This is a genomic window from Bombilactobacillus mellifer (assembly GCF_000970795.1).
In the GTDB taxonomy this organism is placed as follows: Bacteria; Bacillota; Bacilli; order Lactobacillales; family Lactobacillaceae; genus Bombilactobacillus; species Bombilactobacillus mellifer.
In genome coordinates this window covers 559,654-583,222 of the sequence record NZ_KQ034028.1, presented here as the reverse complement: position 1 = coordinate 583,222, position 23,569 = coordinate 559,654, and the positions used below count along the sequence as shown (strand labels likewise).

Genomic DNA, 23,569 nt, shown 5'->3' with positions numbered 1-23,569 from the left:
TCCCTCGGAAGTAACTTCCGAGGGACGTATACTTAGATACGCGGTTCCACCCACATTAAAGTTTTCACAGAAAAAACTTTATCTCTACAGTCAATAAAGCGACTAACCCGTTATTCAAACTAGTAATGGTAAAGCTTTCCCAATGAGAAACTTGCAGTCGATGGTTTTCTCTCCCTGAGTTGGAAATTCAAAAGGTATGGTCATATTAAAACACGTTTCATTAAAGTTTGCAAATATTAATTTAATTATTTTTCAAAACGGCGGTTAGGACCAGCTACAATCACTTCGCGCGCTAAAAAACGAATTCGCTCCATAATCCGGGCCGCTTTAATCGGTTCTTGATCTCCGCGCTGATTCACAGCCAGATGTAATTTCAAATCATGCATTGTAAAATTGGAAGAGAAAAAAGTAGGCAATTTTTCTTGCATCCGGTACTGCAAAATAACCCCTAATACTTCGTCTCGAATCCAAGAACTTAAAGCATCGGCCCCCAAGTCGTCTAACATTAAAATCGGTACCGCTTGAATCTTATGCACACGTTCCAACACCGAATTATCGCCAATGGCGTTTTTCATTTGAACGGCAAAAGTAGGAAAATGAACCAACAAAACATTATGATCTTTATGGACTAACTCGTTGGCAATAGCTGCCAGTAAATACGTTTTGCCGACACCAAAATCACCCGCCAAGTAGAGTCCGGGGATAAACTCTCCTGAGTGCTGGGGATAAGTGGAGACAAATTCTAAAGCTGCCACATAAGCAGCCAGCCTTCCCTCCGAACCCTGTGCAAAATCTTCCAAGCTAGCTTGCCGCACGTCACTTGCCATATCAATAGTTTGAAACTTTTGTTGAAAATATTGTTGCCGTTGTCGTTGACGCAAAGCAGCATCCGGCTGATAACTTACATGAATTGTTTGATTAACCCAAATCAAATGCGGTTGATAATCCCCGGTAAAATGAGCTTGACCTTTAGCATGCACAAATTCATAAATGGCATCTAAATTTCTTTTAATCACCGCAGATTCAGGAGGAATCTGATAAGTGGTCAAGAAGGATTGCACATCAGGATCCTTCAAAGCCGATTGTAACAAATTTTCATAATGCTTATCCCATTGATGTTGATGAACAATTTGCGCCAATTGCGCTGCCAAATCTTTCATTGTTTTCACCTATTATGAAGATTGATTTTTATATTTTTTCCATTGGGCTTTTGCTTGGGCTAATTTTTTAGGATCCACTTTTTGGGCTGGATGTTGCTTCCAATCAGTCACTGGTTCTTGGCGGACAGATTGGGAACGTGAATGCTTGAAAGCTGTTTTTGCCCTTGGCGTGGTGGAAGTTGTCGTTAAACGATTCGAATAATTTGTTAAATATTGCAGCGCATCCGCTGCCGTAGTTATGTTATGTTGCAGCCAATCATTAGCAATCTTTTCCACTAATCCCTGAGTTAAAGTAGCCGAATTATTCAACACGTAATCCACCAAAATGTTGATCACTTCATTAGGCAAAACCGCCCGCTCTTGTAATTGACGTAACACCCGCGTCTCGGCACTACCTACAAAGCCTTTTTGAGTTTGCTTTTTAGCTGCCAGAAAATCGGCCGGAGCTAAGCGTTGTGCTTGTTGCAGTAATTGACGCTGCGCCGGTTTCCAATCTGCGGTTTGAGAAGAGGCAGTCGGGGCAGTGGCCTGAAGTCGAGCTGTCTTTTGTGCTGTTAAATTAACTCGTTTTTCAAAACGTTTTTGAGTTAAATTCTGTAAGCGCGGCAAATCCATTTTATTAGTTCGCACATCTAACGTATTGATAATTAAGTCTGCTAGTTCGATTTCCGACACCCCATAAAAGGCGTGCAAATTAAACAACTCACTTTGATATCGAGCTATTTCGGTGGACGTGATATGATATTTTTCCAACAATTGTTCCAATAACTGCCAATCAAAGGTTGCCAGTTGCTCTGGCGTATAATGCGGCGGCACAGCTGGCTGAGCTGATGGCTCATTAGGCGAGTCCGTACTCATTTGCATGAGACCATAACTAGATAAAGTAAATACCTCTAAAAAACTCTTAGTAATCTCTTGTCTGTGATCTGGCAATTTAAAGGTTGTTAAATATTTTTTTGATAATTGCTGAAAATCAGCAGCACCAATTTTTTCATATAGAAAAGTTTTTAAAATATTATCATGTAAAAATTCTCGAGGCGTTAGCGGTACATGTAGCTGATAAATTAAATATTGACCTAGTTGATCTTGAGCCCTGTAAGTGCTCAATAAGGCTACAGCTTCTAATTTAATCCGTGCCTCATAAAAAGTAACCGCATCCATATCTAAAAGATTGAAAAGTTGGGCATGAGCTGATCGTTGGGACAACAGCGGTTGTTGATGTTGCCACAAGAGCTGATATAAGCTAAGCGCGGCACTACCCACCAGGGGTTGATATAAATCAATTAACGTAACGTGGTCGAGATTACTTAAGGGTTGTTCACTGGTAACAAAATAACCCCAAAGCGGATCAATCTTGGGTGTGGTCATCATTAGATCCTAAAGTGGATTGAGTATGGTTTTTACTATTGTTCTGGTGCGACATAACTTGTACCTCTTGCATAAACGTATCAATATCTTTAAATTGCCGGTAAACACTCGCAAAACGAATATAAGCAATATCATCTAGTTGCGCCAATTCTTGCATCACGTATTCCCCAATTTGGCGAGACTGAACTTCATTGTCACCCTGGGATTGAAGTTTGTTCTCCACCCGATTGACAATTTTATTCATTGCTTCTAAGGTGACCGGACGTTTTTCAGCGGCCCGCACAATGCCGCGCAATACTTTTTCCCGATTAAATTCTTCGCGGCTACCATCTTTTTTAATGACTAAAATTGGGGTTTGTTCCACCCGTTCAAAAGTAGTAAAACGATATCCACAATTCTCACACACGCGGCGACGGCGAATAACCCGGCCTTCATCACTGGGACGACTATCAATTACTCGCGAGGCATTTTTGTTACATTGAGGACAAATCATGATTATTCTCCTAGCTAGTCAGATTTCGCAATAATTGGTTTACTTTACTAGATAGCATAGCATAATCGCCCGTATTTGTAATGATCTTCGACGCCAAATGCCGTCTAGCTGTTCGTGAGATTTGAGCACTAATGCGCCGTTGTGCTTCGCGTTGGGTTAAATGATTGCGTTTCTTTAGGCGTTTTAGTTGTACTTTACGCGGTAAATCGACCAAAACAACCCCATTTAAATAAGTTTGATAATGGTATTCAAACAATAACGGAATTTCAAAAAACACCAAATGATTACTGCGCTGGGCGCTTGTAATCTGTTGCAATAATTCTTGCCGAATCAAGGGCTGGGTAATTTTATTTAACTGAGCTAACTGTTGAGAGTCATTAAAGACCAATTGACCCAATAATTGGCGATTTAATTGTTGATCCGCCTGTAAAATCTGCGGCCCAAATTGCTTAACGACTTGTTTCCAACCTGGTGTTTTAGGTTCTACTATTTGCCGGGCTATTTGATCGGCATCGATGACCAAAAAACCGCGATTTTTAATCATTTGGGCGACCGTAGTTTTCCCGCTGGCAATTCCGCCAGTAATTCCCCAAGCGCGGCCCATTACTGATTCAGAACCTGGCATTGTGGGCAAAAATGAGTTCCCCGACCCGCAACTTTAATCTTTTGTATTTGTTGCCCACACCGAACACAAGGTTTTCCTTCTTGATCATAGACTTTCAGAGACAATTGAAACTTGCCCTTATGTCCCATGGCATCCACATAACTGCGAATCGTAGTCCCACCTGCTTTGATTGCGGTTGCTATTTCTTCGTTAATTGCAGGATATAAGGCCGCCAATTGCTTTTCGGATAAATTATTAGCTGGTTCATTTGGATTAATTTGTGCCATCCATAAAACTTCATCTACATAAATATTACCCAAACCAGATACTACATGTTGATCTAACAAGGTTGCTTTAATATTTTTTTTGCGCCGTTTTAATCCTGCTGCTAAAGCGGCCGGCGTAAATTCGGGTGTTAACGGCTCAGGTCCTAAAGCAGCAATCGATTTGGTTTTTAAGACCGCATCTGTAGGCACTACCTGCATTTTGCCAAATTTGCGGACATCTCGATAACCCAGATATTGACCGTCATCTAAAGTAAAAATCACATGTACATGTTTATCAAAATCTCCCAAACTGGAGCGGACTTGATATTTACCTTCCATCCGTAAGTGACTAATCATCGTTAAATCATGGTCAAAATGAAAGAGCAGATATTTAGCACGCCGCCCTACATCTAGGAGCTGCCGTCCAATTAATTGATTCTTAAAATCCGTCACGGGACCGACAATAATTCCGGGATAGCGAACTTCAATCGCTGTAATCTTACGATTGGTAATTAATTTATTTAAACCGCGACGTACGGTTTCTACTTCTGGTAATTCTGGCATTCAATCTCATCCTTTAGCATCGTACCAGGTAGTACTATGTGCTGATTCTACTTTCAAAGGAATATCCAAGTGAACGGCAGAATTCATAACTTCTGGTACGATTTTTTCTAAAATTGGAATTTCTTGTGCAGGTGCTTCAAAAATTAATTCGTCATGTACTTGTAATAACATGGTGGCTTGAAGCTGTTCTTGGGTTAAACGACGTTGCATATTAATCATCGCGATTTTGATAATATCGGCAGCACTTCCTTGAATAGGCGTATTCATAGCAGTTCTTTCCGCAAAGGCCCGCACATTATGCGAGCGTGAATGAATATCCGGCAAGTAACGCCGACGATGCATAATCGTTTCCACATATCCATCAGTACGTGCTTTTTGAACCATTTTATTCATATACTCTTTGACGGCAGGATACTTCTCAAAGTAAGCTGCTATAAATTGTGCCGCCTGTTTTCTAGAGATATGAATATTTTGCGATAGACCGTAATCACTAATTCCGTAAACAATACCAAAATTAGTGGCTTTAGCTTTGCGCCGCATATCCGGAGTGACTTCAGCTGGACTTTGTAAACCAAAAATTTGCATAGCTGTATGTGCATGGATATCATAATTATCTTTAAAAGCCTGCTGCATATTTTGATCCCCAGACAAATGAGCTAAAACTCGTAATTCAATCTGGGAATAATCACTGGAAAAAATTTCCCAACCCTCATGACTGGCAATAAAAGCTTTTCTGATTTCCCGGCCTTCATCACGCGCTGGAATATTTTGTAAATTTGGATCGACTGACGAGAGGCGTCCTGTTTGAGTCAGCGTTTGTTGATAACGCGTATGAATCTTGCCATCAGCCGCAATCGAATTTAACAAACCCACAACATAAGTAGATTGCATTTTGGCCACTTGCCGATAAGCTAAAATATCTGAAATTATGGGGGATTGTTTTTCTAATTTCTGTAAAACGTCGACCGAAGTTGAATAACCCCGTTGCGTTTTTTTAATAGGCTTCAAGCCTAATTCCTCGAATAAAACCTGACTTAATTGTTGCGGCGAATTAATATTAAATTGATGCCCAGCCTTCTTATAAATCTCAGCCTCTAAATCCTGTAACCGCTGGCGGTAATCTTGTTGCATCTGATTTAACGTGGCCACATCGACTTTAATTCCCGCAATTTCCATCTGGGCTAAAACTTGCGACAAAGGTAACTCAATTTCATCAAATAATTGATCTTGATCATGCTCCTGGAGTTTGGGCGGGAGTTTTTGTTGCAAAAACTGTATCGCAGCTACCTTATTGGCTAAATGTTGACGGACTAAATCTGGGGCTGGAATTTTTTGTTTCGCGCCGCGACCGTAAAAATCAGCATCTGCTTGTAAATCATTATAGTCGTAATCCCGAACTAATTCACCTAGATCATTGGAATTATTATTGACGTCCAACAAATAAGAGGCCAATAACGCATCAAAATCCACTCCTGCTAAACGAACATTTTGGCGCCAGAGTAAAACATAATCGCGCTTCAAATCAAAAACTGCTTTAGGCTTTTGCGCATCGGCCAAAAATTGACGCAATTGCGGTTCTGACAATATTTCTGGTTGATCCGTGACGTAAATGCCATGCTCATTTCCTAACGCCAACCCTATTAAATCAGCAGTATGATAATTATCCCCTAATGCTTCCAAAATCACAGTCGTCGTGGTTGTAGTTTGTAAAATCTGTGGCAAATTAGCCGCTGTTAACAACTGAAAATCACTATTTTTCTGCTGGGATGCTGTAGGACTTTCTCCTGCATCTAGTTGGCGTAAAAATGATTGAAAATTCATTTTTTCATAAAAGTTAATCAGCTCTGGAAGTTGATCTCCTTCATAGGTCAGATCTTTAACCTTAATGGTAATCGGCGCCTGCACATCAATACGCGCCAACTTTTGTGATAAAAAGGCCTGGTCACGATCAGCAATCAAATGTTCTTTTAATTTGCTAGCCTTCATTTGATCGATGTTTTGGTAAATAGCTTCCAAGGAACCGTATTGTTTTATTAAGCGTAAGCCCGTTTTTTCACCGACCTTAGTAACACCCGGATAATTATCCGAAGGATCACCCATTAAGGCCTTGAGATCAATGAATTGCTGTGGACTAATTCCCATCTTGTCTTGAAAGTGTTGTTGCGTATAATATTCTAAATCGGTAACACCCTTTACGGTAACCGCCACCGTTGTATGATCATTGACTAATTGCGTTAAATCCTTATCGCCGGTAACAATCATAACTTCGTAATCTTGTGCTTCTGCTTGGTGTGCAATCGTCCCAATAATATCATCAGCTTCATAATTAGCTAATTCGTAAGATTTAATTCCGCGAGCGGTTAGTAATTCTTTAATATACGGCAGCTGTTCTAAGAATTCACTCGGAGTGTGGGGGCGATTGCCCTTATAATCTGCAAATAATTGGGTTCGAAAAGTAGTTTTACCCGCATCAAAAGCTACCAGCATATCTGTCGGCTGGCCCTTAGATAAAATTAAATTTAACATCGTGTTAAACGCATAGATGGCATTAGTATGTAAACCATCTGAAGTGCGAAATTTTTCCAGTACATTGTGTAAGGCAAAAAAAGCCCGGAAAGCTAAGCTATTGCCATCTAAAAGGATTAATTTTTTTTTCGTCATGCAAAACCTCAACCTTCATCCGTCAATATAATCTAGTCTGCGGACTTTAGTTCTTTCATTAGATTTAAATTTGTAAAGCCAGTTAAATTAGAAGCTGGAACAAAATACCCTTTGTCCCAGCTTCTAATTTACACCATTATTGTAATAATTTCTGATAAGCTAGCTCGTATTTTTGAATGTCTCCCGCACCCATAAAAATAATTACCGCATCATGATACTGTAGAAGTGGCGTCATATCTTCCAATTGCAGAACTGTTCCACCCTTGTGCAGTTTGGCGGCTAAAGCGGAACTGGTGATATGACCAGATTGTTCCCGAATGGAACCAAAAATAGGTGTGAGGTACACTTGATCTGCCAAATCCAGACTGCGAACAAAACCATCAAACAGTGCGGTCAAACGACTATAGGTATGCGGCTGAAATACCGCCACAATTTGCTTATCCGGATATTGTTGGCGGGCCGCATCAATCGTCGCCTGAATTTCGGAAGGATGATGGGCATAGTCATCAATTAAAACGTTGTCGCCTACCATCCGCTCATTATAACGCCGTTTTACTCCCGAAAAAGTAGCCAGTTCTTGTTGAATAAGCTGCGGCGAAATTTTTTCTAAATAACTAACTCCAATAACAGCTAAACTGTTTAAAATATTATGCTGGCCAAACATTGGAATCGCAAAATGGCCGATTTGCTGGCCCTGATACAAGACATCAAATTGCGAACCTTGATCTGTGCGCTGAACATTAACTGCCTGAAAATCGACTGCATCACTGAAACCATAATAATAGATGGGAATCTGAACATGATCAGCCAAAGTAGTCAATAAAGGATCATCACCCCAAGCAAACAGGGCTTTTTGAACTTGACGCGCTGCACTACAAAAGGCCTCAAACACATCATTACGATCAGTGAAATAGTCCGGATGATCAAAATCAATATTTGTAATAATCATATAGTCAGGCGTATAGGCTAAAAAATGCCGCCGATATTCATCTGCTTCAAAGGCAAAAAAGCGTCCATTTAAAACACCCTTTCCGGTACCATCACCAATCAAATAACTGGTGGGGGCAATTCCTTCTAAAACATGCGCCAATAAACCAGTTGTACTCGTTTTGCCGTGTGTACCCGCCACTGCAATTGAAGTATAAGTCTGAACCAATTTTTCTACCATGTCTGGATAACGAATAATCGGCAAATGTAATTTCTGAGCCTGGGCAATTTCTGGATTACTATCATCAAAGGCATTTCCGGCAATAATAGTCATTGTGGGCTGAATGTTTGCGGCGGCAAATTCCAATATAGGAATTTGCGCCCGGCGTAAGCCTGCCTCTGTAAATGTTTTTTTTGTAATGTCCGATCCTTGAACTTGGTAGCCCAAATCCTTTAAAATCAGTGCCAAAGCACTCATTCCAGTACCTTTAATTCCTACAAAATGATAAACTGCCTTTTCCATGTGTTTCCTCTCATGCCTTCAGACTTTGTGCCAAATTGTTTAAATCGATGGGTGCGCCGACTGAAAAGGACGCCGGTAAGACTAAAATACCAGGACGCGGCTGGGCATTGGGTAAAGCTAATTCGCGTGCGGAACAAACCATCCCTAAACTTTCTACGTGTCGTAATTTACTAGGAAAAATGATTTTACCACTCGGCATCATCGTTCCCACTTTAGCTACTACCACCTTTTGGCCCGCCGCAATATTCGGGGCGCCACAAACAATTTGCAGTGGTTGAGCTTCATCAACTTGAATTTGACACACATGTAAATGATCTGAATGAGGATGTGGATCACAACTCAAAACCTCACCCACTACAAAATGCGATTCTTGTTGCACCATTAACTGTGGTTCAAAACCTGCTTGGCTTAACTGTTGGTTTAAAAAGGCAATTTGCGCCTTTGATAACAAAACTTGTCCCCGATCCGTGTTCGTTAAACCGAGTTGTGCTCCTAGTCCAAAGAAATTATAACCGATGACTTCTTGATGATCATTTGAGATTTGGACAATATTAGCTTTGGTTACTGTGGATTGGGTGGGGGTATCAGCTCCTAACACGACCACCAAAACATCTCCCAAGATAGCGGGATTATACGCACTAATCAACATCTGCTAGTTCAAGACTTCCTTTCCAAATAAATAACAATTACTAAAACAACGCTATTAAAAGAATGTGCCTCACCAAAAAAAACGAAACTTTTTTAATTAATTTAACAGAAATTTTTCACTGAATTAAGATACACTTAAGCTAAGGATTTTAAAAAATCCTCTACTTCTGCTTTAGTTTTACGATTCTTATTGACTAAGCGGCCAATTTCTTGACCATCTGCATAAGCTACAAAACTGGGAATCCCCATTATATTTAACTTTTTAGCTAAATCTAAAAATTGATCTCGATCCACCGAAATAAATTGATATTCGGGGAAATCTTCTTCAATACTCGGCATTTCGGGTTCAATAAACTTACAATCAGGGCACCAATCAGCATGAAAGAATAAAACATATTGACCTTTTTGCGTAATTTGTGCTAAATCTGTAGTAGGAAATTCTGTCAGTTGTTTCATAGAAACCAGCCTTCTTTCTTAATATCAATCTTACAAATAAAATAGCCGATGTCAATTAACATTACACACTCGATAATAGATAATGTTAGAATACAGGTAACAACTATAGGAGGTTGAAACATGAGCTTGAATAAAATATTAAAAAATACTGCAATTGCTTCTACAGCAGTCTTAAGCGCCGGTGCTGGTGCCTTATATTTATTACATGAAATTGACAGTAAACAAGTAATTGACCGCATCAAAAAACATTTAGGAGAAGATACGACCATTATTACTACTTGGGTGGAACCAATGTTTCAAAAGGTCAATGTAGACGGACAAAACGTCTGGGCTTTAGTTGGCGGCGTAACTACGATTCAAGATAATGCCGAAGCTCAGTATCATTTTATTGCTTCCGCATTGACTGGGGCTTTATTGGATATTCAACGCATTTAACAATTTTACAGGGACTGTTCTGCTGTGTTGTTAAGGGGACAGTCCTTTTTTTGTGGTCGTAATTGGGCTTGTAAATAAAAAATTGGTTGCCCTTTTTGAGTAAATTTGTCTTCATACTCAGTCGGAATATTGCTAGCTGCATAAGCACTAGCATGTAAATTTAATGAAATCCGGTTAAATTGCGCCGAAAAATTATTCAGGCTCAGCAAGGCATATTCAAAAAGACCCTGATTATCCGTTTTAAATTCAATCTGTCCTTGGCTAGCTAATATTTGTTGGTACATTTGCAAAAAATTCGGTGCCACTAAGCGACGTTTAGTGTGCTTTTTTTTAGGCCAGGGATCAGAAAAATTCAAATATAATTTACTAATTTCTTGGGCCGCAAAATAATTTAATAAATCGCGGCCATTGGCTTGTAATAACTGTAAATTGGGCAGTTGTTCCACTACTTGCTTTTTCAAGATCATTGCAATAGCAGCAGTTTGAACTTCCATCGCAATAAAATTGATTTGGGGATTTTGGCGGGCTTTTTCCATAATAAATTGGCCTTTGCCTGATCCCAATTCTAATTCCAAAGGTTGGCTTTTAGCAAAACGCTTTTGCCACTGGCCAGCCATTTGTGGCGGATCCACCAAAATAAATTCGGGGTGCTGTTGAATTAATGCCGGCGCCCAAGGTTTATTTCGTAAACGCATATTTTAACTTTCCTTAACTATTTATATTTTTAATTTGCCGTGGTAAATAAATATAGATTAATCCCCATATTATCATCAAATTCACCACCACGGGGATGAAGATTAACTTTTGACCACGATTGAATAATACTAGTGCGACACTACTGCAGCACCATTGGCTGCTTAAAGAGAACAATAACAACTTTTTAAAATTAGCGAATTTTTGTGTTTTTTGCAAGGGATAAATTTTCAGCAGGGCATTCCCATCATAATTTTTATATAAAGGCAATAACTGAAATTCTACTAAATACAAAAACAAGGCCGTCAACACCGTGATCAGCCAAAGCTGATGAATCGCATAAATTAATAATAATTCCACAACCACTAATCGCAAAAAAAGATTGCTATAATCGCTATTGCGCAATAAACCTCGGGCAAATAAGTAAAGGTAAGTATTCTTGTGCACTGGTTTAATTTTTTGCAATAGCCAATTAAAAATAGACCGCTGCCGCACTTTGCCGGTCAAACCCGGTACGTCGGTGAACAAATTATAAAATCGTTTTAATTGGTAGCTGCGGTGCGTTTCTTCATCGACTAGCCGCTGCCAGTTTAACGGTCGTTGGCGTAAAATTTGATGTTGATAATAGCCGCTGGCGACTAAAGCCGCCAACAACAATACATAAACCCAGTAAATAGGAACATAAAGGCCCAAACTTAAAACAAACCAAACTAACAAGACGTTCAGCCAATGCCCTGAGGTCGTAAATTGGTACATTAATGTTAATTGATTATTCACGGACCACAACCCTGAGCCCAGTGCAATAACAACCCAGCCAACGATCACTGGTAATTGTAGATTGGCTCCTTGCGCCAGAAAAGGTGATAGAAAAAAACCTACCAAGGAAATGCCGATAATTGGTAATACTAAACTATAATTCCGCGCTAAGCGTAAATATAATTGTAAATTTTTTTCTTGAGGCAACAAAAAAGTCGCATCTGCGGGCTGAATCAGTGTGGCCAATTTAAAAGCTAACACACTAATGCTCATTAAAATAATGGCTACGGGTCGACACCACCAGACCGGTTGTGTGAGGTGTTGCAATGCTTGTGAATACCAAAAGCCCACAGCACCAATAATAAAAATCAAGGCCAAAATAAAATATTCATTAAAAACCAAGCGCAAGTATTTACTTTGATTACGCCAGTGTTGCAGAAGTCTGCGTTGCCATAAGTCCTTCATTCGACAAACTCCTCTTCGGACATTTGTACATATAAATCATCTAAGTTCGCATCATCCATTTGAAATTGTTTTTTCAGCTCCGCCAAGGTACCTGTGGCCCGTACTTGTCCGTGATTTAAAACAACAAAGCGATCGGCACTTTGCTGCGCATTAGCTAAAATGTGAGTGGACATTAAAACAGCCGCGCCGGCAGACTTCTTTTCATTAACTAACTTCAAAAGATCCCGCACAGCCAAAGGATCTAAGCCCGTGAAAGGTTCATCAATAATATACAATTTTGCTTGAGTAATAAAGGCACAGACAATCATGACCTTTTGCTTCATACCTTTGGAAAAATTCACCGGAAACCATTTCAATTTATTGTCCAAGCGGAAAATTCGGAGCAATTTTTGAGCCTGTTGCCAAGTAGCTTCTTGGGGCAGATTATATGCCATAATTGTCAATTCAATATGTTCTTGCAAATTTAATTCCGGATACAAAATAGGAGTTTCGGGAACATAGGCAATTTGTTGATGATAAGCTGTACTATCATCTGATAAACGTAGATTATTTAAGGTAATGGAGCCGGATGTTGGTTGTAGCAGACCAATAATATGTTTAATAGTTGTAGACTTGCCTGCTCCATTCAGTCCTATTAATCCGACTACTTCACCTGCTGCCACTGTAAAAGATTCATCTTTTAAGACAGAAATTGGGCCATATCCGCCAGAAAGATGTTCAATTTTTAAAATCATTAAATTATCCTCCGCTCTCCCCTCTTGAGTTGTAATTATGATAGCATTAAATTAGATGTAGTTGAAATTTTTATAATAAAAAGGAGAACCGACTATGGCTGAACAAGATTGTGTTTTTTGTAAAATTGTTAATCAGGAAATACCTAGTTACACGATTTATGAAGATGAAGCAGTGAAAGCTTTTTTGGATTTGTCACAAGTGACTCCCGGACACGTGCTCTTAGTACCTAAAAAGCACGTTGCTAATATTTTCGAATATGATAGTGATTTAGCTCAAACTGTTTTTGCACGTGTACCTAAGGTAGCTCGGGCTATCAAAGCCGCTTTCCCAGATTCCACGGGCATGAATATTTGTATGAATAATGGTAAAATTGCTTATCAATCAGTTTTTCATTCCCACATCCATTTAGTTCCGCGTTATAATGAAGAAGATGGATTTTCAATGCACTGGGCCGATAACACTGAGCAATATAATGACGAAAAATTGACGGCCATTGCTCAAAAAATCCAAAATAACTTAGGAGAATAAGACTGATGAAAAGTTTTGCCGCCGGTTTTTTAATAGGTAGTGTGGGGATGAATTTAGGACAATGGTATTATCAAAAACAACTGAAACCTAAATTGCATACGGCTCCGGAAACTAGTCTGTGGGCGATCCCCCGCCAATTAAAACTGGCGAAAAAACAATTGCAAACTGAAGTTAAACCAGCTTTACAAGAAATCATAAGTGAAATTCAACGGCAACAACCGCAATTACAAGCAGAGCTACAGACTCTCCAAAATCAAACTCAGGCATTATTGCAAAAAATAGCTGTTAAGTAACTTTGCACAAATTTTAGATATTTTTGTGTTCAAAATTATCAAAATATGTTATGTTTGTAGGTGTTATCTAGCTCAGATAAAAGTAGATTGGATGTGTATTAAAAATATGTCAAAGAAATTCAATAAGGTTATTTTGACTGTGGTTGCATTGCTATCAGTTTCTGCCTTAACAGGTTGTTCGGGTAACAAAGCGGTAGTTACCATGAAGGGCGGAAAAATTACGCAGGAACAACTTTATCAAAAGATGAAGAAGTCCCAAGCTGGTCAGCAGGCTTTACAGCAAATGGTGATTGCACAGGCTTTGAAGTCACAGTATGGTAAAGACGTTAGTGATAAAGAAGTTAATAAACAATATAATCAATATAAAGACAAATATGGTGCTCAATTCAACTCTTTATTACAACAAAATGGAATGGATGCTGCATCCTTTAAAGATACTATCCGGACCAATTTACTTACTAAAGTTGCCGTGCGTAAAGAAACGAAAGTTACTAACGCCCAACTAAAACAACAATGGAAGAAATATACTCCAAAAGTTACTGTACAACATATTTTGGTTAAAGATGAAGACAAGGCTAAAGACATTATCAAGCAATTAGATGATGGTGCCAATTTCTCTAAATTAGCGAAGAAAGAGTCCAATGATTCTGGTACCAAAAATAATGGTGGCAAATTACCTCCATTTAACAACAGCGATTCTTCGTTAGATGCTAACTTTAAGAAGGCAGCCTTAAAATTAAAACAAGGTGAATACACTAAAGATCCTGTAAAATCTTCTTATGGTTATCATGTCATCAAAATGGTTAAGCGTCCTGCTAAAGGCTCAATGAAACAGCATGAAACAGAATTAAAGAATCAAATTTATAATTCGCGGATGCAAGACTCTGTAGTCTTACAAAAAGTTATTTCTAAAGTCTTAAAACGTTCGGATATTTCTATTAAAGACAATGACATGAAAGACATTTTAGCAGGCTACTTATCTAATAATAAAAATGCTAAAAGTACACCAAAGAACAGCAAATAATTCTCATTAGCAGCGCGGTAAAAGTACTGAGATGGATATCTTGGCTCCAGAATATATTTAATATTCTGGAGCTTTTTTTATAAAAAAACAGGTTCGAAATGCCCTGCCGCCATTACTAACCTTTATAACCAACTCTGCTGTGGCCAGTTTTTTCAACACACAAATTAAATTTTAAGTTGTACATCTATCAGCTGAAACCTCGCTTGCTGCTCCAAAAACTTCTTATAAGCTATGCTATGTTTTTATGTACCCAGTTTTGAAGTTTCTAATTGAAAATAAAAAATTGCCATATAAAAACTGTGGTGTTGAAACATCACAGTTTTTCAATAATCATTTAACTTCGGCAATCCAATTTTTGGCAGGATCGCTACTATTCAAATCTGCTGGGTGCGTTTTTAAACGTGGATTGATTTGAACTAATTCACCTGTAATGGGCGCCGGCAACTCCAAAACAGTTTTATCCGACTCCAGCGATAATAAAGTTTGTCCAATTTGTAATCGCTTAAGATTGTCAGGAAAATCAATAAAGGCTATGTCCCCGGTTTCTTGACGTCCGGTATCATTCAACCCAATCCGCGTATGCCCATTCGCAAGCTTTTCCTGCCAAAAATATGACATTTCATTATCCATAACTCATGCTCCTCTAAAAAATCCAGTATAGCTTTATTATAACAAAGATTTGCGTTAAAAAAGGATGGACTTCTACTGAAAGAAAGATGCACTCAAATTAAGCTTATTGCAATCGGGCTATTCGTTATCAATGAACAAACAAAAACGATTACCGTATACTTGGATAATTCTTCGTTCCAGTTGGCAATTCACTTAAGAGTCACCACACTACTGATTCACAATTACTAAAGATTTGATGGCTTGTCGCTGATCCATAGCTTCATAAGCAGCTTGAATTTGATCCAAAGTGAATTTGTGTGTAAAAACTTGACCCGGATTAATCTCCCGTTTTAAAACCGCTGCTAGTAATCGTTGCCGATCGTACTTGGTCACACTGGCAATGCCGCCTCGTAAACCAATATTTCCCCAGAATAAATCATTAGTGTTCATTTGGCTATTTTGGGGCAAGCCCACGCGACCAATGACTGCTCCCGCACGGGCAATTTTCACTGCCATGCTAACCGCCTGCTCAGTGCCCACGCATTCTAATACTGCATCCACTCCAGCTTGATCAGTTAACTTCAAAACTGCTTGAATGGCCGCCTCATCACGCATAGACACAATATCGGTTGCACCAAATTTTTGAGCTAATTGTGCACGCTTGGTATGATGGCTTAAAGTAATGATTCTTTGAGCGCCTTGCAGCTTAGCTGCAATAACTGCACATAAACCTACTGCACCATCACCCACTATGGCCACTGTATCACCTGCCTGCACTTGCGCACTCATGGCAGCATGATAACCGGTAGCCATGACATCGGACAACGTTAATAAGGAATTTAATTGCTCTTCATCATAATCTTCAGGTTGTCCGGGAATTTTCACTAGTGCCCAATGCGCATTAGTAAACCGTAAATATTGAGCCTGATAACCGGGATTTAATCCCGGCTCTTCATTCACACAATTGCCTTCAAAACCCGCGCGACAAGCCGCACAGTGCCCACATCCATGCGTAAATGGTACAATTACGAAATCCCCCGGTTGTACATTTTGCACGGCAGCACCGACTTGTTCTACGATACCAATAGCTTCATGGCCGACAGTGCTATTAACTTCGCGCTGTTTCAGACCGCGATACCACCATAAATCTGAGCCACAAACACAAGCCCGAATTACGCGAATGATTGCATCCGTTGGTTGTTGAATTGTGGGCTGTGGCCGCTCTTGAACTTCAATTTTACCCGGTTCTACAAAAACTGCTGCTTTCATAGATAAGCCTCTCTTTCCTTATAATAACTAAATTTTGAACCTTGGAGTTAACTTCAGTCAATAAGCGTCATTTAAACAATTTAAATTAAATTGTTGGATCATAAACTTACTGTCCAGAATCTATTGTAAATATTGCCAGCCCTTGCCAATCAATTAGTGAGTGCATAGTTTGTCAGTTTGGACTGATACTCCAGTCATTCACCTGCAGCTTCGATGACTCCTCCTTGACTTCAAGGTGACTTCAAGACTTATAATAAAGCGGTGAAGGAGGGAGTATTAATATGCATTATCAAGAACAATTTTTTACTGGTGAACGCTCTTTATTTGGTTTACAAAATGCTACTATTGAAGATACTACTTTTGGCGAAGGAGAATCCCCACTCAAGCATAGTCAAAATATTAAACTGCAAAAAACCATTTTTCAGTGGAAATATCCGCTATGGTATAGCCACAACATTAAGGTCGATCAATCCATGTTTGAAACCATGGCCCGTTCGGGTATCTGGTACACTGATCACATTACAGTTACGGATAGTACGATACAGGCACCCAAACTGTTTCGCCGCTGTCATGATGTTACCTTGCAGCAAGATTATTTTGCGAATGCTGATGAAACTTTATGGAATTGCCAAGCTATCCAGCTGAAAAATATTCAAGCGCGGGGAGATTACTTTGGAATGAATAGTCAGCAAATACATATTGATCACTTCAATTTAGTGGGCAATTATGCATTTGATGGTGCCAGCAACCTTACGATTAAAAACTCTCATCTAATAAGCAAAGATGCCTTTTGGAATTGTAAAAATGTGACAATTGAAAATTCTTTTATCAATGGTGAATATTTGGGTTGGAATACGGAAAATTTAACTTTAATTAACTGTACTGTAGAAAGTAATCAGGGCTTTTGTTATATCAAAAATTTAAAATTAGAGCATTGTCGATTACTACACACCGACTTAGCATTTGAATACTGTGAAAATATTGATGCGCAAATCGATTCCAAAATTGATAGTATTAAAAATCCTTTGAGTGGCCGCATTGAAGCTCCAGCGATTGACCAAATTATTCTCGAACCCACCAAAATCGATCCTCACAAAACCCAAGTGATTCTCACTAAATCCGCTGCGCGAGGTACAGCCAATGTATGATTTTACAAAGGTAGTCGACCGTTCCCACACGAACTCGGTTAAATGGCAAGGTACTGACAATGAATTACCCTTATCCATTGCTGATATGGAATTTGCAGTAGCACCAGAGATTGTCAAAGCGATGCATACCAAATTAACGACCCCTTATTTTGGATATGAATATGTTCCCTTAGCTTTTTTTCAAGCCATCAGTGAATGGTATCAAACCCAACATCAAACCCAAATATCTACGGCATGGATGTTGTTTTGTAATGGTGTAGTGCCCGCACTATCGTCAATGATTCGCCGCTTGAGTCAGCCTGGCGATCAAGTGGTAGTGCAAACGCCGGTTTATGATATATTCTTTCATTCTATTGAAAATAATGGTCGCCACGTATTAGAAAGCCCGTTAAGCTATGATCCACATCAAGCCCATTATAGTATTGATTGGGCCGATTTAGAAGCTAAGCTTGCTCAGCCGTTAAGTAAAATTATGCTGTTATGTAATCCGCATAATCCCATTGGTCGCGTTTGGTCGCGGGTAGAATTACAAAATATTATCCAACTGTGTCAACAATACCACGTGTGGTTGATTAGCGATGAAATTCATGGAGACTTAGTTTTGGGACAACCAGCCTATACTCCGGTGGCAGCTTTACCGCCGGCTTTGTTAACCAATGTAGCAGCTTGTATCTCCCCCAGCAAAACCTTTAATCTGGCCGCTTTACATTCTGCATGTGTGATTGTGCCAGATCCTGATTTGCGAGCCACAATTAGCCGCGGCTTCAATAATGATGAATTGGCCGAACCCAATTTATTAGCCGTTCCAGCCACTATTGCTGCTTATCAACAAGGCCAAACTTGGTTACAGGAATTACTCCAAGTCTTAACTGCTAACCGGCAACAAGTAACTGCTTGGTTAAACCAGCTGCCTGTCAATTTACAATTAGCCAGTGCCAATGCCACCTATTTATTATGGTTCGATGTAAGCTCTATGACCGCAAATGCGCAAGAACTAGCTACTTTTATAAAACAACAGACGGGTTTAATTCTCAATGCCGGCAATGTTTACCGTGGCAATGGAGCACATTTTCTACGCTTAAATAGTGCTTGTCCTCCGGCCATGCTGAAACAAGCTTTAAGTCGTTTTCAAACTGGTTTAATTAATTTTGTCCCCTCAAAAAATCATTGACCTTTAGTCAATGATTTTTCATTATAAATTTAAATTAGTCTGCTTAGGGGTCGCTGTTTGCGAATTATTCCGTTTAGGCACATAAAAGCGACGGTTATCTAGCCCAAAAATACGTTCGGTAAACTGACCTGGTTGAACTTTCTTTTCGGCTTTTACAATCATATTAATTGTTGCATCTAACTCATCTAAGTCATGTAAAATTTCCGCTTCTAATAACTGAGGACGCTTGGGCGAACCATATTCGTTTAATCCATGATGCGCTACAACCAAATGTCGTAATAGTAAAATATCTTCATCATCGGGATCTATTTTTAAAGGTGCACAAGCGCTCACAATCTCCGCGTCCATAATGACAATATGTCCTAATAAATTACCCTTGACCGTGTACTGGGTTCCCACCGGACCACTCAATTCACTAGTTTTTCCTAAATCATGCAACAACGTCCCCGCTAACAACAAAGGTTTATTAACTTGGGGATAATGTCGGCAAACGTCCTCTGCCAACCGGGCAATACTTAAGGTATGAAACGCTAATCCTCCGGCATAATCATGGTGATTGGACTTGGCCGCTGGAAATTCATAAAAGGCGCTCTGATGTTGCTTTAATAAGTAGCGCACCATACGATTCCACTTAGGTACCGTAATTTCCAACAAAAGCGCTTTAATTTGCTCTTGCAATTGTGTTTTCGTCAACGGCCCATGCGGGACAAACTGATTGAGCTCATATTGGCTGTCGGCAGTCCGCTCCATCTTTGTGATTTTTATCTGTAGCTTACCTTGATAAGTTTCACATTTGCCGGTTAAAAAGACTACCTTGCCCACCACAAAAGTTTGGACATCAGCTTCGGAAGCATCCCAGTATTTACCTGGTAATTCTTGAGAAGCATCGGAAAAAATCAAATCGAGAAAACGACGGCCATTTTTAGCAGTGCGGACATTCACCTGATTAATTAAAACCGGTAATTCAAAATCCATCCCGACTTGCAAATCCGCCAGTTTTTGTACCATTAATGATCATCCTTTCCTAGTTGCAGCACATTGGATGCCGCAAATAAATTAGCCGTATGAATGTCGGTGCAAGTATAAATAATTTGGGTGGTAGCAGCTAATTCTTGAATTAATCCAACAATATTCGAACGTCGTACTTGATCACAATCAACCAGCGCATCATCAATCAATAAAGGCATTGCACTCAGATCTGCGACTTCTAACGCAAACGCTAAAGTAAAAGCCAAAAACAATTGCGTGGCTGTTCCACGTGATAATTCCCGCACCGTAAAACGGTCTTTTTGGGCATTCACCACTGCTAATTCCTGTTTAATAAACTCAATTTTACGATATCGTTGATTAGTTAAACGGGCAAAAAATTGCTGGGCCCGGGCTAGCATATGGGGATACCGATTAGAACTGGCTTGATTTAAAGTCGTACTGATCCAAAGCGCAGCTAATTGATTACTTAACCATTGCGTGAAAGTTTCTTGAATAGCAGCTTTATTAAATTCCACTTCTTGTTGCACTTGGGCAAATTGATTATCATCAGCTAAGTGCTGCTGTTCTGCTTGCCACTGTGCTTGCTGTTCATTTAAGACTGCTAATTGTTTTTGATCCGTTTGGATAGTAGTTTGCAATGCGGATATTTGATTCTCCAAAGTGGTGTTTGTATCAATTTGTTGCAATTGTGGTAAAGCAGTCTTCAAAGTTTGCTGCAAAACTCGCTGCTGTTCTCTTTGCTGAACATCTGCCAAGTTTTGCCGGTGTAATTGTTCCAATTCTTCGGCCGTTGTGACATGGTACTGCTGCAATAGCTTAATTAATGCAGCTTGAGTTTGCTTGTGTTGCTGTTGCAGATCTGCAATTTGATCTGTCAATTGCTGCTGTTGTAACTGTTCTTGGCGCTGTTGCAGCTTTTCCATTCGCTGACAATAATGCGCCAACTCGGCTGGAGCAATTGCATCTGGTAATTGATTCTGGGTTTGTTGGCGCCAATGATCTAAAGCCTGTTGATATTGTTGAACTTGCTCTTGCAACTGAACTAAGCGCGTTTGATAATGAGACATTTGTGCTGCTTGCGTCTGCCAGGTCAAAATATCCAAATCCGGGGTTTGTGGTAAATGATGTTTTGTTTGAAATTGCTGTAATGCTGTTATGGCTGCCGCAACTTTTTGCTCACTAACTTGAGATTGGCGGCGAACATAATGTAATCCCCACCAACTTAAACCCAGTGCCAGCAAAAATATCACCCCGGCCAAAAACCAATTATGACTGATCCCTCCTGTTAAAACTCCTACCAGTAAACTCAGCACAATTACCACCGATGGCTTTGAAAAGGTTGCAGGTAGCGCAATGCCAGGGATTGCATTAGCAGTTGTTTTCGCCTCCTGTACTTTTTGTTGTAATTGTTGATATGTCGATAATTCAGTAGAACTCAAAGGCTGCGTTGTGGCCTGCAAGCCGTCAGTTTGCTGTAATAAAGTTTGAATTTGTGCTTCAACTTCTTGTTGCTGCGGTTTAACCTGCTGTTGCATTTGCGAGGCTGTGAAATCCAATTGTTGTTTAGTGGCTTGTAATTGGTGCAGTTCAGTCGCATGTGCTTGATAATATTGCAGTTGTGTTTGTTCTGCTCGACTGAGCTGTAATTGAGCTTGTTGTGCTTGCAAGTTAGTTTGAACTTGTTGTTGCGATTGTAATTGTTGCTGTAATTTTTCAAAATGTTGCCAATCAGCGCTCGCAATTTCAGGTTGATATTTTGTGGCTTGTAACTCTTGCCACTTTTGGTATTGCGGCCAAAGTTGAAGTAAGTGTTGCTGTTGGTCTAATTGGTGCTGTTGTTGGGTAATTTGTTTTTGTAATTGCTTTTTTTGGCTTTGAATTTGCGTAACTTGCTGCGCTAACTTTTGAAAGTCCTGATTTTCATGTGCCAAATCAGTTAAATGAGTTTGTAATTCGCCCGATTGTTGCAGTAATTGATTGAGTACTAACTTTTTGCCTCTAGGCCGATACATTTGATCCGCGTTATTAGTAAATTGATGCGCTAATTGGAGCCAATCTTTAGAACCAACGGCGCCAACTGTCATAATCGCTTCCAATAGTTGGTCATCGGTCAGTTGGTAAACTTGATCCAAAGTAGTGCGATCAATAAAATTAGTTTGCCCAAATAACGTAGCAGTCATCGGTGCTATTAAATCCTGATACTCCGCCAGCGCAACTGGTTCGCTTCCTCGAAAAACACTGAGTTCTTCATTTTTTTTGCCTTTTTTGATCCGCCGGACAGTCCAAGGAGTCTGCTCAACAGTTAAATAAACTTCTCCTCCGTACTGACTACTGTTATGTGGTATATATTGTAAGTATTTTTTATGGCCGCGAGCGGTTGCAAAGCCAAATAAAATGGAGCGAATAAAATGGAGCAACGTTGTTTTGCCAGATTCATTATTCCCCCAAATCACCTGATAATCAGGTTGAAATTCCAAAGTTTGATCAACCCAACAGCCAAAGCCCAATATCTTTACTCCTGTAATTCGCATTATTGCAACTCTCCTTCATTTTGTTCCAATAACGTCAACGTTTGCTGTTGTATCCACTGTGGGAAATCTTTTTGTTGGTACAGCTCTCGAATGGCTTCGACTTGCTGTAATTTTCCCAAGTGCTTTTGGATCGCATCGGCTTGGAATACTTCTTTGGCAGCCGCTTGCCAATATTGAGCGTCGATACTTTGATAAACTTGTAACGGTTGCGCCTCCGTTTTTAAGCGATAGACATAGTTAAAGTGTTGCTGATGATCTAAAGTTTGTAAAGTGGCCAACAATTCACCGGAAGTAATTTTTTCTAAAAGTTTAGGCGGCAATGTTTGCACTTGAGTTAAAGTCAATTCGACTAATGTATTTTCCGGTACGGTAATCGCTGCTTGAATAGCAGCCATTAATTTGTCAATATCTGTCAGATCAGCCACAGAGAGGGTGACATTTTGCCAAATCACTGGTGCACTGGCCTGGAATTGCGGACGTGTTTGCTGACCATCGTAATTAACTAAATAAAAACCCTTGGCTTCTGTTTCATTACGATGACGGCCTTGAATATTACCGGGATAAATAATATAGGGTTTTTGAGCCAAAATCGAGCGCTGATGTATGTGGCCCAAAGCCCAGTAATCATAGCCTTTACTCATTAATTCCTGCAAAGTAAAGGGCGCATAGTTGTCCCCCGGCTGGCCTATCTGACCATGTAAAATACCTATTTGATAATCTACTTGCGACTGTCGTTGGGGATATTCCGCCAGACGATCAGTTGTAATGTGATTTTGATCATAGCTAAAACCACTGACGGCTACTGTAACACCTGATTTAGTCTGCAACGTTTTGGTAGTGACTTTGGGGCCAAATACCCGTACATTATCTGGCAAATTAATCATTGCTTGGTCTGCAGTTAAATAATCATGATTGCCATAAACCATAAAAACCGGGATCTGGGCATCTGCTAATCGAATTAATTGTTGCTGGAGAAGAACTTGGGCTTGTAAATTGCGTTGGACATCATCAAACTGATCGCCCGCAAGAATGACAAAATCCACCTTTTGCTTCACGGCCGTGTCAATTAACGCTGTAAACGATTGGGTAATGGCTTGTAAGACCTGCTGTTTGATCTGCAAAGGTAAATCTGTCAATCCCTTGAAAGGACTACCCAAATGTAAATCTGCCGCATGAATAAATTTCATCAGAACCTCCGTTTCTTAGATACTAAAAAACCGGTACTCAATCCAAAACTGAGTTCCCGGTTTAT

Annotated in this window: 23 protein-coding genes; 6 read left to right on the top strand and 17 right to left on the bottom strand. The window is 39.8% G+C overall.

Translation table 11 applies throughout. The features are described from left to right. Positions 1 to 245: 245 nt before the first annotated feature. The 9 genes from dnaI to JG30_RS02880 all read right to left on the bottom strand — a co-directional run bounded on the left by dnaI (position 246) and on the right by JG30_RS02880 (position 9,670). The gene (dnaI, locus tag JG30_RS02920; RefSeq protein ID WP_046316014.1) at positions 246 to 1,160 is read right to left on the bottom strand and encodes a primosomal protein DnaI; all 915 of its coding nucleotides are present in this window, start codon (positions 1,158 to 1,160) and stop codon (positions 246 to 248) included. A gap of 12 nt (positions 1,161 to 1,172) precedes the next feature. Beyond that, complete coding sequence (locus tag JG30_RS02915) at positions 1,173 to 2,528, bottom strand: DnaD domain protein (protein ID WP_046316013.1); 1,356 nt, start codon at positions 2,526 to 2,528, stop codon at positions 1,173 to 1,175. Further along, positions 2,509 to 3,021, bottom strand: a complete 513-nt coding sequence (gene nrdR, locus JG30_RS02910; RefSeq protein ID WP_046316011.1) for a transcriptional regulator NrdR — start codon at positions 3,019 to 3,021, stop codon at positions 2,509 to 2,511. The genes JG30_RS02915 and nrdR overlap by 20 nt, the downstream gene beginning before the upstream one ends. A 10-nt stretch (positions 3,022 to 3,031) precedes the next feature. After that, positions 3,032 to 3,646, bottom strand: coding sequence for a dephospho-CoA kinase (coaE, locus tag JG30_RS02905; protein WP_179854015.1), 615 nt, complete (start codon positions 3,644 to 3,646; stop codon positions 3,032 to 3,034). Further along, positions 3,625 to 4,455 carry a bifunctional DNA-formamidopyrimidine glycosylase/DNA-(apurinic or apyrimidinic site) lyase gene (gene mutM, locus JG30_RS02900; RefSeq protein ID WP_046316007.1) on the bottom strand — a complete coding sequence of 277 codons (831 nt, stop codon included), beginning with the start codon at positions 4,453 to 4,455 and terminating at the stop codon, positions 3,625 to 3,627. The genes coaE and mutM overlap by 22 nt, the downstream gene beginning before the upstream one ends. 6 nt (positions 4,456 to 4,461) lie before the next feature. Next, positions 4,462 to 7,116, bottom strand: coding sequence for a DNA polymerase I (polA, locus tag JG30_RS02895; protein ID WP_046316005.1), 2,655 nt, complete (start codon positions 7,114 to 7,116; stop codon positions 4,462 to 4,464). A 136-nt stretch (positions 7,117 to 7,252) separates the two neighbouring features. Next, positions 7,253 to 8,566: a UDP-N-acetylmuramate--L-alanine ligase gene (murC, locus tag JG30_RS02890; RefSeq protein ID WP_046316003.1), complete on the bottom strand. Its 1,314-nt coding sequence runs from the start codon at positions 8,564 to 8,566 to the stop codon at positions 7,253 to 7,255. Between the two features lie 10 nt (positions 8,567 to 8,576). Beyond that, entirely contained in the window at positions 8,577 to 9,215 is a 639-nt protein-coding gene (gene ytpR, locus JG30_RS02885) for a YtpR family tRNA-binding protein (RefSeq protein WP_046316001.1), read from the bottom strand. A 134-nt stretch (positions 9,216 to 9,349) separates the two neighbouring features. Then, positions 9,350 to 9,670: a thioredoxin family protein gene (locus tag JG30_RS02880; protein WP_046315999.1), complete on the bottom strand. Its 321-nt coding sequence runs from the start codon at positions 9,668 to 9,670 to the stop codon at positions 9,350 to 9,352. A 120-nt stretch (positions 9,671 to 9,790) separates the two neighbouring features. Here JG30_RS02880 and JG30_RS02875 point away from each other — a divergent pair, with 120 nt between their 5' ends. Beyond that, positions 9,791 to 10,105, top strand: a complete 315-nt coding sequence (locus JG30_RS02875) for a hypothetical protein (protein WP_046315996.1) — start codon at positions 9,791 to 9,793, stop codon at positions 10,103 to 10,105. A 5-nt stretch (positions 10,106 to 10,110) separates the two neighbouring features. Here JG30_RS02875 and trmB read toward each other — a convergent pair whose 3' ends face one another. Genes trmB through JG30_RS02860 form a run of 3 tightly spaced genes read right to left on the bottom strand, consistent with a single transcriptional unit; the run spans position 10,111 to position 12,753 of the window. Continuing rightward, complete coding sequence (gene trmB / locus JG30_RS02870) at positions 10,111 to 10,800, bottom strand: tRNA (guanosine(46)-N7)-methyltransferase TrmB (protein WP_046315994.1); 690 nt, start codon at positions 10,798 to 10,800, stop codon at positions 10,111 to 10,113. Positions 10,801 to 10,813: 13 nt separating this feature from the next. Next, on the bottom strand, positions 10,814 to 12,019 hold the full coding sequence (locus JG30_RS02865; RefSeq protein ID WP_046315992.1) for an ABC transporter permease: 1,206 nt from the start codon (positions 12,017 to 12,019) through the stop codon (positions 10,814 to 10,816). Continuing rightward, positions 12,016 to 12,753, bottom strand: coding sequence for an ABC transporter ATP-binding protein (locus tag JG30_RS02860; RefSeq protein WP_046315991.1), 738 nt, complete (start codon positions 12,751 to 12,753; stop codon positions 12,016 to 12,018). The genes JG30_RS02865 and JG30_RS02860 overlap by 4 nt, the downstream gene beginning before the upstream one ends. A gap of 94 nt (positions 12,754 to 12,847) precedes the next feature. Between JG30_RS02860 and JG30_RS02855 the strand changes: the two genes are divergently transcribed. From JG30_RS02855 to JG30_RS02845, 3 genes are all read left to right on the top strand, one after another. Beyond that, positions 12,848 to 13,282 (top strand): HIT family protein, encoded by a 435-nt coding sequence (locus JG30_RS02855; RefSeq protein WP_046315989.1) that lies wholly within the window; start codon positions 12,848 to 12,850, stop codon positions 13,280 to 13,282. 5 nt (positions 13,283 to 13,287) lie between these two features. Continuing rightward, positions 13,288 to 13,575 (top strand): restriction endonuclease subunit S domain-containing protein, encoded by a 288-nt coding sequence (locus JG30_RS02850; RefSeq protein ID WP_046315987.1) that lies wholly within the window; start codon positions 13,288 to 13,290, stop codon positions 13,573 to 13,575. A gap of 106 nt (positions 13,576 to 13,681) precedes the next feature. Continuing rightward, positions 13,682 to 14,599, top strand: coding sequence for a peptidylprolyl isomerase (locus JG30_RS02845; RefSeq protein ID WP_046315985.1), 918 nt, complete (start codon positions 13,682 to 13,684; stop codon positions 14,597 to 14,599). Positions 14,600 to 14,929: 330 nt separating this feature from the next. On the opposite strand, the gene JG30_RS02840 is transcribed toward JG30_RS02845, so the two are convergent. Both JG30_RS02840 and JG30_RS02835 read right to left on the bottom strand, forming a co-directional pair. Then, positions 14,930 to 15,229 carry a glycine cleavage system H family protein gene (locus JG30_RS02840; RefSeq protein WP_046315983.1) on the bottom strand — a complete coding sequence of 100 codons (300 nt, stop codon included), beginning with the start codon at positions 15,227 to 15,229 and terminating at the stop codon, positions 14,930 to 14,932. Positions 15,230 to 15,436: 207 nt separating this feature from the next. Continuing rightward, the gene (locus tag JG30_RS02835; RefSeq protein ID WP_046315982.1) at positions 15,437 to 16,477 is read right to left on the bottom strand and encodes a zinc-binding dehydrogenase; all 1,041 of its coding nucleotides are present in this window, start codon (positions 16,475 to 16,477) and stop codon (positions 15,437 to 15,439) included. 281 nt (positions 16,478 to 16,758) lie between these two features. On the opposite strand from JG30_RS02835, the gene JG30_RS02830 reads away from it, so the two are divergent. Together JG30_RS02830 and JG30_RS02825 are read left to right on the top strand one after the other, a co-directional pair. Next, positions 16,759 to 17,625: a DUF3737 family protein gene (locus JG30_RS02830; protein WP_046315980.1), complete on the top strand. Its 867-nt coding sequence runs from the start codon at positions 16,759 to 16,761 to the stop codon at positions 17,623 to 17,625. Next, positions 17,618 to 18,796, top strand: coding sequence for a MalY/PatB family protein (locus tag JG30_RS02825; RefSeq protein WP_046315978.1), 1,179 nt, complete (start codon positions 17,618 to 17,620; stop codon positions 18,794 to 18,796). The genes JG30_RS02830 and JG30_RS02825 overlap by 8 nt, the downstream gene beginning before the upstream one ends. 21 nt (positions 18,797 to 18,817) lie before the next feature. Here JG30_RS02825 and JG30_RS02820 read toward each other — a convergent pair whose 3' ends face one another. Genes JG30_RS02820 through JG30_RS02810 form a run of 3 tightly spaced genes read right to left on the bottom strand, consistent with a single transcriptional unit; the run spans position 18,818 to position 23,504 of the window. After that, a complete protein-coding gene (locus tag JG30_RS02820; protein WP_046315976.1) occupies positions 18,818 to 19,804 on the bottom strand; it encodes a 3'-5' exoribonuclease YhaM family protein in 987 nt (328 codons plus the stop codon). Further along, complete coding sequence (locus JG30_RS02815; RefSeq protein ID WP_046315974.1) at positions 19,804 to 22,317, bottom strand: ATP-binding protein; 2,514 nt, start codon at positions 22,315 to 22,317, stop codon at positions 19,804 to 19,806. Before JG30_RS02815 ends, JG30_RS02820 begins: the two co-directional genes overlap by 1 nt. Continuing rightward, on the bottom strand, positions 22,317 to 23,504 hold the full coding sequence (locus tag JG30_RS02810) for a metallophosphoesterase family protein (protein ID WP_046315972.1): 1,188 nt from the start codon (positions 23,502 to 23,504) through the stop codon (positions 22,317 to 22,319). Before JG30_RS02810 ends, JG30_RS02815 begins: the two co-directional genes overlap by 1 nt. Positions 23,505 to 23,569: the final 65 nt, after the last annotated feature.